Genomic DNA, 12110 nt, shown 5'->3' with positions numbered 1-12110 from the left:
GGCTCAGCGTTTGCTGGTGACCAGGTCGATTTCGGTGACCTTGCCCGGCAAGTCGCGGGCATAGATGACCATCGCACTCTGCCCGTCGATGGCGGACAGCACGTTCTCGCCGCCCTTGAGGGCGTGTTCGACCGTGTAACCGGCATCGGCTGCGCGGGTCGCATAGAACGCCAGCACATCGCTCTTCGGAACGCCGGTGCGGAAGGTGACGGCACGAACGGCGCAATTACCCTCGTCACTGCCAGCCGCCTCGATCGTGTTGCCGCGCGGATAGATCGGGAATTCGGCAGGGAGCTTAGCCGACCATGAGGCCGAGTAGCTGACCTTCTCAAAGCAATTGGTATTGCCCGGTCCCTGCAGCGCGCGTGCCGTCTGGACCATGGCGGGCGTGTCCGCTGCCCCTTCGCCAAGGCGTTTGGCCGTCGGGAGCGCGTCCATGTTGGCGCTGCCGCCGACCATCTGGACCGCGCGGCTGCGCGCGTCCTCGATCGCCCTCTCGGAGGTGTCGATCTTGGGGATGTTCTGGTTGCCCGTGCCGGACAATGCGGCGCCTTCTTCGCTGCTGTTCGCAAGGTCGGGATCGGTCGCGAGATTTTCGTTGAGCGCACCCTCGCTGGCGGCATTCATGTCGTCGCCGTCCTCGGCATCTCCATTGCCGCCCGAACAGGCGGCGAGCATCGCGATGGGGGCAGCAAGGGCAATCAGGCGCAGCTTCATTTCTGGCATCTCCGGCACATTTCCGGTCCGATATGCCTTTCCCGCGCCGAATTGACCATACGCTGCACGCAGATGGCTCAATGCGGGACAATGTCTCGCCCACGCATAAAGGGCGCCGCCCGCCCCTCTGGTGAGGGTGCGGACGACGCCCGACACGACCCGAAGGTCGCGCTATCAGCCGCGGGTGGGCACGGCCTCAAGCTCTTGTTCGATTATCCGCAGCGGGTGCTCGACCGGTCGATCGAGCGACCGAGCAGCGCGCCTGCGGCACCGCCGATGATTGCACCGAGGGTACGGTCACCGCCGCGACCGGCCACTTCATGGCCGATCAGTGCGCCTACGCCTGCACCGATCAGGAGGCCGGTCGTGCCGTTCTCGCGCTCGCAATAGTAACGTCCGTCGCGGCCGCGCCAGATGCGAGTGTCGCGATAGACCGGCTGTCCGTAATCGCGGTCGTAGCCCATGTAATAGGGGCGCGGTGCGCGATAACCGCGATAGTCGTCATGATGTCCGCGATGGCCGCGCTTCCAGTTCTTGTGCTTGCGCTTCTTGCCATGCTCGTAAGTCATGTCGCCGGCGATCGATGCCGCGACGCTATGCGCCTGCGGTGCGGCATGGGCCGGTACTGCGGCAGATGCCGGAGCAGCGAGGGTGAGGCCGGTGGCCGCGAGGGCCAGCGAAGCAGTCTTGAGAAGGGTAGCCATAGTTCAAATCCTTGGTCGTATTCGACTCGGGGTGCGTCGATGGCGTTCAGAATTACGCCTCGCTTCCTGAATGAATTGCAACATCGCCGTCAGTTTTGTTCAGTTTCGACGAGTTGAGGCTTAACGAGCGACGAATTGATGCTTGCAGCCGGATTGAACCGCGCCTAGGCGGCAGCGGTTCATGGACACGACAGAATCCGACCAGCGCCGTTCGGGCCTTACCTCCGCGCTGGGTGCCTATGTGATATGGGGATTCCTGCCGCTGTACCTGCTGCTCGTCAGAGAGGTTCCGGCCTTCGAATTCGTCGGCTGGCGAATCTTGTGGACGCTCCCGCTGTGCCTCGTGATCGTGGCTGTGAGGAAGCAGCTGCCGCAATTGCGGGCTGCCCTTGCGACGCCGAAAGTCATGATGCTCTTGCTGACCAGCGCCACGCTGATCGCGATCAACTGGGTCGTCTATGTCTGGGCTATCCAGCAAGGCAATGTCTACGCGGCCAGCCTGGGCTATTACATCAATCCGCTCGTCAATGTGCTGCTCGGCACGCTTCTCCTGGGAGAGCGCTTGAGCCGCGCGCAGTGGGCGGCGGTCGCCTTGGCGGGGATCGGCGTTTCCATGCTGCTGGCCGGAGCGCTGACCACGCTATGGATCAGCCTTACCCTGGCGCTGAGTTTTGGCACCTACGGCCTAATCCGCAAGCAGGTGGACGTGGGCGCCCTGCCCGGTCTCACCATCGAATCCCTCTTGCTGAGCCTGCCCGCAGCAGGTGTCGCGATCTACTATGCCGGATTGCCCGCGGGGTCCTCTTTCACACAATCCTTCGGGCTCGGCGCGGCGATCATGCTGGGCGGCGCGCTGACCGCATTCCCGCTCCTGCTGTTCGCCATCGCTGCGCGCAAACTGCCCTATTCCACGCTGGGCTTCATCCAGTTCCTCGCGCCCAGCATCGTCTTCGTACTGGGCCTCACGGTATTCGGCGAAGAGCTAAAATGGGCGCAGGCCGCTTGCTTCGCCTGCATCTGGATAGCAGCGGCAATATTCGTCTGGGACCTTTGGAGCCGCTCTAGGACGCCAGTCGCCAGCTAAGCGTTTCGCCGGCATGGAAGGGGACGATACGCGCCTCTCCGCCATCGACTTCGTCCGGGACTTCGACAGACACCTTTTCCAGCGTGACCGTCTCTTCATTGACGGGGAGGGAATAGAAAGCCGGACCATTCAGGCTGGCAAAGGCTTCGAACCGGTCGAGCGCGTGCTCTTCGTCGAAAACCGTGACATAGCTTTCCAGCGCGAAAGGCGCGTTGAATATTCCCGCACAGCCGCAATCCGATTCCTTCGCATGGCGATGGTGCGGCGCGCTGTCGGTCCCGAGGAAATACTTGGCGGAACCGCCGGTTGCAGCCTTGCGCAAGGCAAGCCGATGCTCTTCCCGCTTGGCTACCGGCAGGCAGAACATATGCGGCCTGATACCGCCGACCAGAATGGCGTTGCGGTTAATGTGGAGGTGCTGCGGCGTAATCGTCGCCGCGATGTTCGGGCCCGATCCATCCACGAACTCGACCGCCTGCCGCGTAGTGATGTGTTCGAAGATGACCTTGAGTTCCGGAAGGCGCTGCACCAGCGGGGCAAGGACCCGGTCGATAAAAACAGCTTCACGGTCGAAGATATCGATTTCGGCGTGAGTGACTTCGCCGTGGACGCACAGCGGCATCCCGATTTCCGCCATCTTCTCGAGGACGTGCTCGATATTGGCCACGTCGGTCACGCCGTGGGCCGAATTGGTAGTGGCACCTGCCGGGTAGAGCTTGGCAGCGGTCAGCACGCCTTCGACATAGCCCGTAGCCAGATCCGCCGGGACGGTTTCGTCCGTGAGATAGGCGGTCATAAGCGGCGTAAAGTCGACACCTGCGGGAACCGCCGCATTGATCCGGTCGCGGTATTCTCTCGCCAGCGCGCTGGTGGTGACCGGCGGCGAGAGGTTGGGCATGACGATCGCGCGTGCGAACTGGCGCGCGGTATGCGGCACGACCGCTTCCATGGTGGCACCGTCGCGGAAATGAAGGTGCCAGTCGTCAGGGCGGCGGATGGTGAGAGTCTGGGGCATGATCGCGCTTCCCTTAGCCCTGCTTTTGCTGATCTGCCAGCCATGCCCGCGCATCCTCTTCACCTTGCTCCCATGTCCGGGTGACCTTGTCGGCATTGGCGAAGTCGATCTTGTCGGCAGCGACTTCACGGCTCGGCTGTACGTATGTCTTGCGCTCCTCATCGGGGAAGCGGGCATAGCGGCTCGAAAGCAGCGTCAGCGTGCGGCCTTCGTCCGGCTGGGGCGGCGGCGCCTTGTCCAGCATCCCGCCATCGAGCACGCGATCCCCTTCCCACTGCGGGACATCGAAAACGGGAGGGATGGTAGCCGCCGCGCAGATAAGATCGGCAAGAGCACCGTCGCGGGCCGCCTGGCGCGCATCGACGCATAAGGACGTGAGGCCTGCACGGCGCGGCCATTCCAGCTGCGGTGTAGAGCGCACCGCCTGATCCAGCTTGTAGAGAATGCCGTAGACGACCGCCGCTGCCATGGGCGGAAGGCCGGCGGGCGGACAGGAGAGATAGACCTGGAACTGCGGACCTTCCGCTATCCGCTCTATCGCTTCGGCATCCAGCGTGGTTTCGACCACGGCGCGGTAAATTTCCTCATGGGGAGTGAAGTTCGATCGCTTGCGCGCATAGTTGGCCTCGTTGATCCGGAACGCCTCGGTCATGAGCATCAGGAGGTCGCGTTCCCGGCCGCTGATCCAGGTCGCTGCGCTCAAGGCTCCACCCGAGACGCCGCTAACCCTCGCGGGATCAAGCGCCAGCGCATCGCCCGCTTCGGCCAGGAAACCGCCATGCCAGAAGCAGCGAATACCGCCTCCGGAAAAGACCAATTGTTCGAATTCGAAGTCCACGACATTGCCTATGGCCAGCATCGGCCTATCTGTCACGCATGACAGCAAGCCGCCTTTTCGACCGCGCCGTGATCCGCCTTGCCCCGACCGACGGAGAGGAGGACGTCGCAGCGTTCCTCCAGGGCTTGCTGACCAATGACGTGTCGGGCGCCTTGCCGGTATACGCAGCGCTCCTGACGCCTCAGGGCAAGATGCTGTTCGACATGTTCGTCTGGCCGGCAGCCGACGGCGAGATCCTGCTCGATTGCGAGAAAGACCAAGCGGAAAGCCTTGCCAAGCGTCTTTCCCTCTATCGCCTGCGCCGCAAGATCGACATCGGTGTCGATGAAAGCCTTGGCGTCCATTGGCAGAAAGAGCCGGGAGACGGCGGCGCGGCCGACCCGCGGCTGGCGTCACTGGGTCAACGCTGGCTGGCACCCGTATCAGACGAGGACGAGCCCGCCGACGACGCGTATCTTGCGCACCGGCTCGGCCTGGGTGTGCCCGAAGGATATGGCGAGATGGGCGACATCCTGTGGCTGGAAACCAATGCCGTGGAACTGCACGGCGTGGCTTTCGACAAGGGATGCTACATCGGCCAGGAAAACACCGCCCGGATGAATTGGCGCAGCAAGGTCAACCGCCGCCTGATGGTGGTCCCGCTCGCCGCATCCGATGAAAAGCGGCGCAAGGCAGCCTATGCCGAACTCGGGCTGGCGGTCGACCATCTGCGCGTCGCAGACGTCGACCCTGCGACTGCCCCCGTCTGGCTTGAGCATGCCTTCGTCGAAGATTGATGGTTACACTTGTAGTCGCTCGTTAGCCTCGCCCCGTTCCGAATTGCGATGGACCGAGAGAGTTCGATGATTAGATCTTTGGCTTGCCTCGCGGCGATGGCTCTAACCCCCCTGACGGCGAACGCTCAGGAAATGGCCGATGTGCCGATTGACGCCGGTATGCGTGCAGACGTCGTTAAAGCCTTGGGTGACGCACTAGAGAAGAACTACGTCTTCCCGGACAAGGGGACTGAAACCGGCCAAACTCTGGAAAGGCTTCTCGACAGCGGCAAATATGACCGCTTCGAAACCGCCAACGCTTTTGCTGAGGCGCTGCGCAGCGACCTGCGCGAAGCAGGCGACGACCGCCATCTGCAGCTGCGTTACGATCCGGAATTCGTGCCGCAGGGCGACCATACCGACGGACCTCCGAGTGCCGAGGAAGTCGCCGAAACCTATCGTCAGATGGCTCTTCATGGTTTCGGCGTCGCCCGGACCGCCATGCTGCCGGGCAATATCGGTTATATCGACCTGCGTTTCTTCGGCCCTCCCGAAGCGGTCGCCGGTGCCTACGAATCCGCCATTCAACTCGTATCCGGTAGCCAGGCGTTGATTATCGACCTGCGCTCCAATGGCGGCGGAGATCCGGCTGCGGTGGCGCAATTCGCCAGCCACCTCTTTGCCAAAGGCGATGTCCGGCACCTCAACAGCATTTACGACCGGACCGAGGACCGGACGCGCGAATTCTGGACCGACCAGAGTGTCGAAACGCGCTACACGGGGCTGGTCTATGTCCTGACTTCGAGCCGGACGTTTTCGGGCGGAGAGGAGCTGGCCTACGATATCCAGACGCAGAAACGCGGGACGCTGTTTGGCGAAACCACGGGCGGCGGGGCCAATCCCGGCGGGCCTGTAGCGCTGGCGCATGGCTTTACCGCCTTCATTCCCACCGGCCGTGCGATCAATCCGGTAACCGGCACGAATTGGGAGCATGTCGGTGTGAAGCCCGAAGTCAGCGTCCCCGCCGAAGAGGCCCTGAGCACGGCATTCAGCGCTGCGATCGAGGCCTTGCGTACCCAAGCCGAGGGAGAGCGGAGCCAGCTGCTTGGCCGGATTGGCGAGCAACTGGCGAATGGGGAGCTGCTCCTACCGCAATGGAAGGACCCGCGCCGGCGCGACTAGCCAGCGTCGCTTGCAGTTTCCAGGCTGCGGACCAGCATCCGTTCGGCACGGTCCCGTGCCGCAGTCGAAGGCAATCCCAAGGAGCGGGAAAGGGCGGTGCCGATCAGGGCATCGCCCATCGCCATCAGCACGAGCGCCAGTGTTTCTTCGTGGACGTGCGTCGCATCGCCATGATCGGCCTCGTAAGGGGCAATCTCGTCTACCAGATTGTGGATCGTCTCGACGATCGGGGTCAGCGCGTCCTCGTTGCCGGTCAGGATCATCCAGCTGGCGAGCGCGCCTGCGCCCTCCTTGTCGAATGCGTCGAAGGCCAGGTCCACGACTTCGCGCGGGCTGCCAAGGCCTGCCCTGCTTGCGCGGACGGCATCGGCGATGGTGGAACACACCGTTTCCGCCAGATGGGCAGCAAGCGCCTTCTGCAGACCGGCTGCAGAGCCGAAATGGTGCAGCAGGTTCGCATGCGTGCGGCCGATCCGCGCGGCGACAGCCTTGAGCGTCACCGATTGCGGTCCGGTTTCAATCAGCAGGGCGCGCGCAGCCTCGAGGGCAGCGAGGCGCGATTCTTCGGGCGAAAGTCGTTTGCGGGTGGCCATTGGGTCATACCGGTAAACCATTGTGGCGGACAGGGGAAGCCGCCCGCGAACCTTATTGACATCTATGTCAGTAGGCACTACTTACACTGATGTAAGTTAACCACGGAGCAGGACATGAACGCCCCCCTCCCCATCGATACCGCGACTGCCAAGACCGCGCCGACGCCGGCCGATCTGACCATCACTGTGCGTGACGAGCGCTTCAACCGCGGAACCAACCCGCGCCGCTGGTGGGCCGGAGAACCCTTCGGCACGGCATGGCACAATGCGCTGTCGGCCACCTTCCCGCGCGGTGAGGCTTTCTTCATCGAGGCGGTCAAGGCTCACCGCGAGGGTGCAGACCCAAAGCTCGAGGCCGAAATCCGCGCTTTCGTGAAGCAGGAAATCAATCACACCCGGGAACACATCGCGTTCAACAAGCTGGCCGAAAACGCCGGATACGACATCAAGGCGATCGACCAGCGCGTTGCCGAACTGCTTGCCCTGACCAAGGACCGTCCGGCCATCGCCAACCTCGCCGTCACCATGGCGCTGGAACATTATACGGCAATGATGGCGGCGGAATTCCTCGCCAACCCCGCCCATTTCAAGGACGCCGATCCGGAAGTGCGCGACATGTGGCGCTGGCACGCGGCCGAGGAAATCGAACATAAGGGCGTCGCCTACGACACTTGGAACCATGCGACCAAGGACTGGACGCCGTTCCGCCGCTGGAAGGTGCGCAGCCTCGTCATGTTGACCGTCACTGCCCGCTTCTTCAAGAACCGCTGGGTCGATTCGCTCAACCTGCTGGAGCAGGACGGTATCACCGGCTGGAAGGCCAAGTGGGGTCTGTTCAAGTACCTCACCGTGTCGCCCGGCGTCGTGCGCCGCATCTTCCCGGCGTGGCTGAGCTATTTCAAGCCCGGCTTCCACCCATGGGATCACGACGATCGCGAATTGATCGGACTGTACGAGGGCGAATTCGAAGACGCCCTTCTCCCGGCCGAATAACCCGAGCCATCGGGTCGAAAGAAAGGCCCCGCGAGCGATCGCGGGGCCTTTTTGGTGTCAGGCCGCTTGGAGCGTGTCGCCTTCGTCAGCTGCGAGTTCGAGCCGGTACATGACGCAATCGACGTCCTCGCCCCTACCGCAGCTGTGGCGCGGCGCAGTCTGCCCGGTCGGACGGAAGCCGAGCTTTCTCAGCACCTTGCCCGAAGCGGGATTGTCGACGAAGTGGCCAGCGGTAATCCGATCGTGGCCGAGCAGTTTCGCGACTTCCAGCGCACCGCGCGCTGCCTCGGTAGCGTATCCCCGGCCCCAGAAGGGGCGAGCGATCCAGTAGCCAAGTTCAACCTCGTCGCCGCTTGCATCGATGCCGATGCAGCCGATGAGGTCGGAGCCATTGTCACCGGGCTTGGTAATCAGGAAGACCGGATAATGCGGGTCCTGCTTTCGCATGACGAATTCGCGGGCATGTTGGGGGAGATACGGCCACGGCGCGCGGGCAAGATTGCGGACGACACCCTGGTCGGCGATCCCGCCAAACAGTGCCTCGGCATCTTCGGGCCATGCAGGCCGCAACAGCAGCCTCTCGGTGATATGGAACATGCGTTTACTCCCCGTCAGGTCCACGCTCCGGGCTCCTAGGCCGGACGCGTGACAATTGCGTGATGGCGAAAGGCAATTTTCGCCCATGCGGTTTTGAAGAGGGAGAAACGACAAGAGGGAGACGGGTCGGCCCCATCTCCCTCTTCGTCTGCCGGATCGTTAGCCCGGCTGGGACCGTCCCGTGTGGACGATCCCGTTATCGGATTGTCCGGTTATTCTGCGGCTTCTGCCATTTGGTCGACCGATACGTATTTGCGGCCGAGCTTGCCCGAGTGGAATCGGACGACGCCGTCGGTAAGCGCGAACAGCGTGTGGTCCTTGCCCATGCCGACGTTGACGGCCGGGTAGAACTTCGTGCCGCGCTGACGCACGATAATGTTGCCGGCGACGACGTTTTCGCTGCCGAACTTCTTCACACCAAGACGACGACCGGCTGAGTCGCGACCGTTACGCGATGAACCGCCTGCTTTTTTATGTGCCATGGTCCGGGTTCCTTACTTCTTGGATTCGGTCTTCTTGGCTGCTGCCTTCTTGGCAGGAGCCTTCTTGGCGGGAGCCGCCTTGGTAGCAGCAGCCTTCTTGGGCGCTGCCTTCTTGGCCTTGGGCGCAGCCTTCTCTTCGGAAGAGTCCTTCGTCGGAGCAGCCTTCTTTTCTTCGGCCTTCTTCGGCGCAGCCTTCTTGGCGCCGCCGGTGCCCACGTCGGTGATGCGCAGCAGCGTCATCATCTGGCGGTGCCCGTTCTTGCGACGATAGTTGTGGCGGCGACGCTTCTTGAAAACGACGACCTTCTCGCTCTTCGCCTGGGCGATGATTTCAGCCGAAACGGTTACCTTGCCGGCATCCGAAAGCGTGTCGCCTTCGCCTGCAAGCAGGACGTCACCCAGCGTGATGGTATCACCGGCTTCGCCAGCCAGCTTCTCAACCGCGATCTTGTCTCCGGCGGCAACCCGGTATTGCTTGCCGCCCGTGCGCACTACTGCGAACATGGTCGTTATCTCTCGTTCAAATTGCTGTGCCGCATCCTTGCGAATCTACGGCGCACCCGTCGACCCACCTAGGGCGGGCCCGGAAAGAAGCGTGCCGTTAGGCGAATCCCGCCATCAAGTCAACGCTGGCATCCGGCATTTTTTGCCTTTCACGCTGGCGCGCGTCCTGCCGCATGCTATGTGAGCGCGATGCTGCGAATTGCAAGTTTCTCTACCGTTCTCATTCTCACCCTCAGCGGCTGTGCCGCCTCAAGCGGGGATTATCCATCCCTGGCTATCAGGGATGTGGAGCGGGGCGAAGGCAGTTTCGCCTCGCCCGAGCGCAAGTCGATCGAGGTTCCCGAAGTGGAAACCGATCTTGAAGGGGATCTCGACGTCGTGCTGCCGGCACTCGTCGCCGCTGCAGAAGAGGCACACGCAGAATTCATGCGGCTTGCGCCCACGGCCCAGCGTACGGTCGCTGCGGCAGCGGGCACTGCGACAGGTTCGCCAGCCTGGGCCAGCGCACAGGTAGCGCTCGCCGAGCTCGAATCGGCACGCAGCGTGGCGGCGGTGCCGCTTGGCGATATCGATACGCTTTACACTGCGCGCCGTGTGGCTGCGGAGGACGTGACCGCGATAGAGAGCGCTCGCGGCCGTATCGTGGAGCTGATCAGCGAAGAAGACCGCACGCTCGCGCAGCTACGCGAACGTGCGGACTAGAACGGCAGGTTGAAAACGCGGGAGGCCAACTAGGCCAGCGCCTCCCGCGCTCCCCTCTCCTATCGCACGATCGATGCGATGGTGACTGCGATGATGCCCCAGCTGAAGACGATTGCCGGCAGGATCAGGACCTGGACGGCCGCATCGCGCATCGGGAGGCGCCCGGTGTGCGTGGCGATACCTTGCGAGCGGAACCGGCTCCAGTTCATCTGCTTCGACTTCGTTTCGGGTGCGAGGCGCGTCCAGATCATCGGGACACCGAAACCGGCTACGATGAAGAATGCGAAAATGGCCATCGGGATGGCGAGTCCTGCCGTCGGAAGGCCCGTCGCCATAACGGCCAGGAAACCGAGATAGAGGCCGACGGTCGCGACATAGAGGCCTTTCGGCAGTTCGAAGGTCCGGTCGACCTCGTGATGCTTGACGGGGGCTTCGACGATGCGGGCCTGTTCGGCAACGAGTTCGCGGCTGAAGTGCTTAACCATTGTGCGTCTCCTGTGTTGGAGACTTGATGCCGCTCACGGCCGACCGATTCCTTGATCGAGATCAATTCGGCGAGATTATTTCCAGCGCGCGAGGTCGCGCCGGTCTTGGTCACGCGGTTCGATCCAGTGCCAGCCATCGTCGCGGCGCTCCCGCTTCCAGAACCAGGATGCGGATTTGAGGTGGTCCATGAGGAAATCCACCGCATCGAAGGCCTCGCGGCGGTGGGCGGCTGCTGCGGCCACCAGCACAATCGGCTGCCCCGGCGTCATGACGCCCACGCGGTGCCAGGCCAATACTCCGGCAAGAGCGAACTTTTCAGACGCAGCTTGCGCAAGCTCTTCCATCCCCGGAATTGTGAGCGGCTCGTAGTGGGTGAGCTCCAGCGCCTTTACGTCGTCGTCGCTGCGGACCTTGCCAATGAAGGACGCAGTGCCGCCCGCGTCGGGATAGGATGCGTTGAAGGCTGCCAGCGCTTCGCCGATGGACATCCCGCGATCAAGCAGCCGCACGTCACGCGGTGTCGACAGGGAAAGCCTAGCCACCGCTCACCGGCGGGAGGAGTGCAACCTCGTCTCCGTCCTCTGCCATTAGTGCAGTCTTGTCGGCCAGGACGCGGCCCTCGCACGCGATGTTGACGCGTTCTTCGCGGAGTTGCGCGGCGACTTGAGGGCTCACGGTTTGCAGCAGGCGATCCCAATCGAGCGTGCCCTCGACCAGCATGTCGTCCTGCCCTGCCAGATCCCGTAAAGGTCCGAGAAAAAGGATCCGGACGCTCACTTTGCAGCCTCGAGATAATGCCCGGTCACGCCCGGTGCTTTGCCAAGATAGTCTACGATTCCGTCGAGCGCAGCGCCCTCGCCTGCCGCGACGTTGACGCGGAGCGGCGTATACTTGCGCGCCAGCATGGCTGCGGCGGCGCGGCGCCATTCGGTGTGGGTATGGTCGGCTGAGGGCATCGTCACGACGACGTCCTGCCCGCCAGACAGCGCCCGCTCGATCGGATCGAGCCAGTTCTGGTGAAACAGGCCCGCCGCGGCGAGCGGTTCTTCCGGCAGGCCCTCGACCTCGATCCGCTTCATCAGCGACGCTCGCGGTGCAGCGTGATCCCGATCTTTTCGCCCGCTTCGGCAATCGCCAGCTTGACGATCTTTACCGTCACAGCCTCGACGCGCTTGTCCTGCAGGAACAGCGTTTCGCAAACATGGTCGGCGACCGCCTCGATCAGCTTGAAGTGAACGCCCTCGGGCAAAGCTTCCGAAGCGGCGAACTTGAGATCCATGTAGTTCTTGGAATCATCGAGCGAGGTATCCGCATCGTAATGTGGCAGCGGCTTCATCCGGACCTGGATCGTGAAGCGCAGCGGCTGCGGCTTGCCCGTTTCCTCCGAATAGATACCGGTGAGGACGTCATGTTCGAAGTCTGCAACTTCGAGGATCAGCGAATCGTTCATGGGTCCCC

The 12110-nt window shown here is 62.9% G+C and carries 18 protein-coding genes; 5 read left to right on the top strand and 13 right to left on the bottom strand.

Annotated elements, in window-relative coordinates; translation table 11 throughout:
- Nucleotides 1-3 precede the first annotated feature (3 nt).
- Together BM173_RS12660 and BM173_RS12655 are read right to left on the bottom strand one after the other, a co-directional pair.
- A complete protein-coding gene (locus BM173_RS12660; RefSeq protein WP_090482398.1) occupies nucleotides 4-717 on the bottom strand; it encodes a hypothetical protein in 714 nt (237 codons plus the stop codon).
- A gap of 212 nt (nucleotides 718-929) precedes the next feature.
- Nucleotides 930-1421 carry a glycine zipper 2TM domain-containing protein gene (locus BM173_RS12655; protein WP_090482395.1) on the bottom strand — a complete coding sequence of 164 codons (492 nt, stop codon included), beginning with the start codon at nucleotides 1419-1421 and terminating at the stop codon, nucleotides 930-932.
- 181 nt (nucleotides 1422-1602) lie between these two features.
- Here BM173_RS12655 and rarD point away from each other — a divergent pair, with 181 nt between their 5' ends.
- Nucleotides 1603-2505 (top strand): EamA family transporter RarD, encoded by a 903-nt coding sequence (gene rarD, locus BM173_RS12650; RefSeq protein WP_090482392.1) that lies wholly within the window; start codon nucleotides 1603-1605, stop codon nucleotides 2503-2505.
- Here the strand turns inward: rarD and pyrC are convergent.
- Together pyrC and BM173_RS12640 are read right to left on the bottom strand one after the other, a co-directional pair.
- Nucleotides 2483-3520: a dihydroorotase gene (gene pyrC, locus BM173_RS12645; protein WP_090482805.1), complete on the bottom strand. Its 1038-nt coding sequence runs from the start codon at nucleotides 3518-3520 to the stop codon at nucleotides 2483-2485. The two genes, rarD and pyrC, sit on opposite strands and share 23 nt — an antisense overlap.
- Before the next feature lie 13 nt (nucleotides 3521-3533).
- Entirely contained in the window at nucleotides 3534-4394 is an 861-nt protein-coding gene (locus BM173_RS12640; RefSeq protein WP_245755890.1) for a patatin-like phospholipase family protein, read from the bottom strand.
- Nucleotides 4395-4396: 2 nt separating this feature from the next.
- Here BM173_RS12640 and ygfZ point away from each other — a divergent pair, with 2 nt between their 5' ends.
- Together ygfZ and BM173_RS12630 are read left to right on the top strand one after the other, a co-directional pair.
- The gene (gene ygfZ / locus BM173_RS12635) at nucleotides 4397-5134 is read left to right on the top strand and encodes a CAF17-like 4Fe-4S cluster assembly/insertion protein YgfZ (RefSeq protein ID WP_090482386.1); all 738 of its coding nucleotides are present in this window, start codon (nucleotides 4397-4399) and stop codon (nucleotides 5132-5134) included.
- 96 nt (nucleotides 5135-5230) lie between these two features.
- Entirely contained in the window at nucleotides 5231-6295 is a 1065-nt protein-coding gene (locus BM173_RS12630) for a S41 family peptidase (RefSeq protein WP_245755889.1), read from the top strand.
- Here BM173_RS12630 and BM173_RS12625 read toward each other — a convergent pair.
- Nucleotides 6292-6888 (bottom strand): TetR/AcrR family transcriptional regulator, encoded by a 597-nt coding sequence (locus BM173_RS12625; protein ID WP_090482380.1) that lies wholly within the window; start codon nucleotides 6886-6888, stop codon nucleotides 6292-6294. The genes BM173_RS12630 and BM173_RS12625 overlap by 4 nt on opposite strands.
- Before the next feature lie 114 nt (nucleotides 6889-7002).
- Here BM173_RS12625 and BM173_RS12620 point away from each other — a divergent pair, with 114 nt between their 5' ends.
- Nucleotides 7003-7881 carry a metal-dependent hydrolase gene (locus BM173_RS12620; RefSeq protein WP_177201906.1) on the top strand — a complete coding sequence of 293 codons (879 nt, stop codon included), beginning with the start codon at nucleotides 7003-7005 and terminating at the stop codon, nucleotides 7879-7881.
- Between the two features lie 57 nt (nucleotides 7882-7938).
- Here BM173_RS12620 and BM173_RS12615 read toward each other — a convergent pair whose 3' ends face one another.
- The 3 genes from BM173_RS12615 to rplU all read right to left on the bottom strand — a co-directional run bounded on the left by BM173_RS12615 (nucleotide 7939) and on the right by rplU (nucleotide 9464).
- Nucleotides 7939-8478 carry a GNAT family N-acetyltransferase gene (locus BM173_RS12615; RefSeq protein ID WP_090482377.1) on the bottom strand — a complete coding sequence of 180 codons (540 nt, stop codon included), beginning with the start codon at nucleotides 8476-8478 and terminating at the stop codon, nucleotides 7939-7941.
- A gap of 212 nt (nucleotides 8479-8690) precedes the next feature.
- A complete protein-coding gene (rpmA, locus tag BM173_RS12610; protein WP_006833595.1) occupies nucleotides 8691-8960 on the bottom strand; it encodes a 50S ribosomal protein L27 in 270 nt (89 codons plus the stop codon).
- Nucleotides 8961-8972: 12 nt separating this feature from the next.
- A complete protein-coding gene (rplU, locus tag BM173_RS12605) occupies nucleotides 8973-9464 on the bottom strand; it encodes a 50S ribosomal protein L21 (RefSeq protein ID WP_090482374.1) in 492 nt (163 codons plus the stop codon).
- Nucleotides 9465-9653: 189 nt separating this feature from the next.
- Between rplU and BM173_RS12600 the strand changes: the two genes are divergently transcribed.
- Nucleotides 9654-10166, top strand: coding sequence for a hypothetical protein (locus BM173_RS12600; protein ID WP_143089645.1), 513 nt, complete (start codon nucleotides 9654-9656; stop codon nucleotides 10164-10166).
- Between the two features lie 59 nt (nucleotides 10167-10225).
- Here BM173_RS12600 and BM173_RS12595 read toward each other — a convergent pair whose 3' ends face one another.
- The 5 genes from BM173_RS12595 to BM173_RS12575 form a co-directional block, all read right to left on the bottom strand.
- A complete protein-coding gene (locus BM173_RS12595; protein WP_090482368.1) occupies nucleotides 10226-10651 on the bottom strand; it encodes a hypothetical protein in 426 nt (141 codons plus the stop codon).
- 75 nt (nucleotides 10652-10726) lie between these two features.
- Nucleotides 10727-11194 (bottom strand): molybdenum cofactor biosynthesis protein MoaE, encoded by a 468-nt coding sequence (locus tag BM173_RS12590; protein WP_245755888.1) that lies wholly within the window; start codon nucleotides 11192-11194, stop codon nucleotides 10727-10729.
- Nucleotides 11187-11429: a MoaD/ThiS family protein gene (locus tag BM173_RS12585; RefSeq protein WP_090482365.1), complete on the bottom strand. Its 243-nt coding sequence runs from the start codon at nucleotides 11427-11429 to the stop codon at nucleotides 11187-11189. Before BM173_RS12585 ends, BM173_RS12590 begins: the two co-directional genes overlap by 8 nt.
- The gene (locus BM173_RS12580) at nucleotides 11426-11731 is read right to left on the bottom strand and encodes a Rossmann fold domain-containing protein (protein WP_090482362.1); all 306 of its coding nucleotides are present in this window, start codon (nucleotides 11729-11731) and stop codon (nucleotides 11426-11428) included. The genes BM173_RS12585 and BM173_RS12580 overlap by 4 nt, the downstream gene beginning before the upstream one ends.
- Entirely contained in the window at nucleotides 11731-12102 is a 372-nt protein-coding gene (locus BM173_RS12575) for a dihydroneopterin aldolase (protein ID WP_090482359.1), read from the bottom strand. The genes BM173_RS12580 and BM173_RS12575 overlap by 1 nt, the downstream gene beginning before the upstream one ends.
- Between the last annotated feature and the right edge of the window lie 8 nt (nucleotides 12103-12110).

It is taken from the genome of Qipengyuania nanhaisediminis (assembly GCF_900115585.1).
Taxonomy (GTDB): domain Bacteria; phylum Pseudomonadota; class Alphaproteobacteria; order Sphingomonadales; family Sphingomonadaceae; genus Qipengyuania; species Qipengyuania nanhaisediminis.
Note: the sequence above shows the minus strand (reverse complement) of the source record. Positions and strands in the feature narration are given on the sequence as shown.

Bases quoted from the DNA above. Each gene is read 5' to 3' on its own strand.
- BM173_RS12660 (WP_090482398.1), bottom strand. From the start codon at position 717: ATGAAGCTGCGCCTGATTGCCCTTGCTGCCCCCATCGCGATGCTCGCC.
- BM173_RS12655 (WP_090482395.1), bottom strand. From the start codon at position 1,421: ATGGCTACCCTTCTCAAGACTGCTTCGCTGGCCCTCGCGGCCACCGGC.
- rarD (WP_090482392.1), top strand. From the start codon at position 1,603: ATGGACACGACAGAATCCGACCAGCGCCGTTCGGGCCTTACCTCCGCG.
- pyrC (WP_090482805.1), bottom strand. From the start codon at position 3,520: ATGCCCCAGACTCTCACCATCCGCCGCCCTGACGACTGGCACCTTCAT.
- ygfZ (WP_090482386.1), top strand. From the start codon at position 4,397: ATGACAGCAAGCCGCCTTTTCGACCGCGCCGTGATCCGCCTTGCCCCG.
- BM173_RS12630 (WP_245755889.1), top strand. From the start codon at position 5,231: ATGGCTCTAACCCCCCTGACGGCGAACGCTCAGGAAATGGCCGATGTG.
- BM173_RS12625 (WP_090482380.1), bottom strand. From the start codon at position 6,888: ATGGCCACCCGCAAACGACTTTCGCCCGAAGAATCGCGCCTCGCTGCC.
- BM173_RS12620 (WP_177201906.1), top strand. From the start codon at position 7,003: ATGAACGCCCCCCTCCCCATCGATACCGCGACTGCCAAGACCGCGCCG.
- BM173_RS12615 (WP_090482377.1), bottom strand. From the start codon at position 8,478: ATGTTCCATATCACCGAGAGGCTGCTGTTGCGGCCTGCATGGCCCGAA.
- rpmA (WP_006833595.1), bottom strand. From the start codon at position 8,960: ATGGCACATAAAAAAGCAGGCGGTTCATCGCGTAACGGTCGCGACTCA.
- rplU (WP_090482374.1), bottom strand. From the start codon at position 9,464: ATGTTCGCAGTAGTGCGCACGGGCGGCAAGCAATACCGGGTTGCCGCC.
- BM173_RS12600 (WP_143089645.1), top strand. From the start codon at position 9,654: ATGCTGCGAATTGCAAGTTTCTCTACCGTTCTCATTCTCACCCTCAGC.
- BM173_RS12595 (WP_090482368.1), bottom strand. From the start codon at position 10,651: ATGGTTAAGCACTTCAGCCGCGAACTCGTTGCCGAACAGGCCCGCATC.
- BM173_RS12580 (WP_090482362.1), bottom strand. From the start codon at position 11,731: ATGAAGCGGATCGAGGTCGAGGGCCTGCCGGAAGAACCGCTCGCCGCG.
- BM173_RS12575 (WP_090482359.1), bottom strand. From the start codon at position 12,102: ATGAACGATTCGCTGATCCTCGAAGTTGCAGACTTCGAACATGACGTC.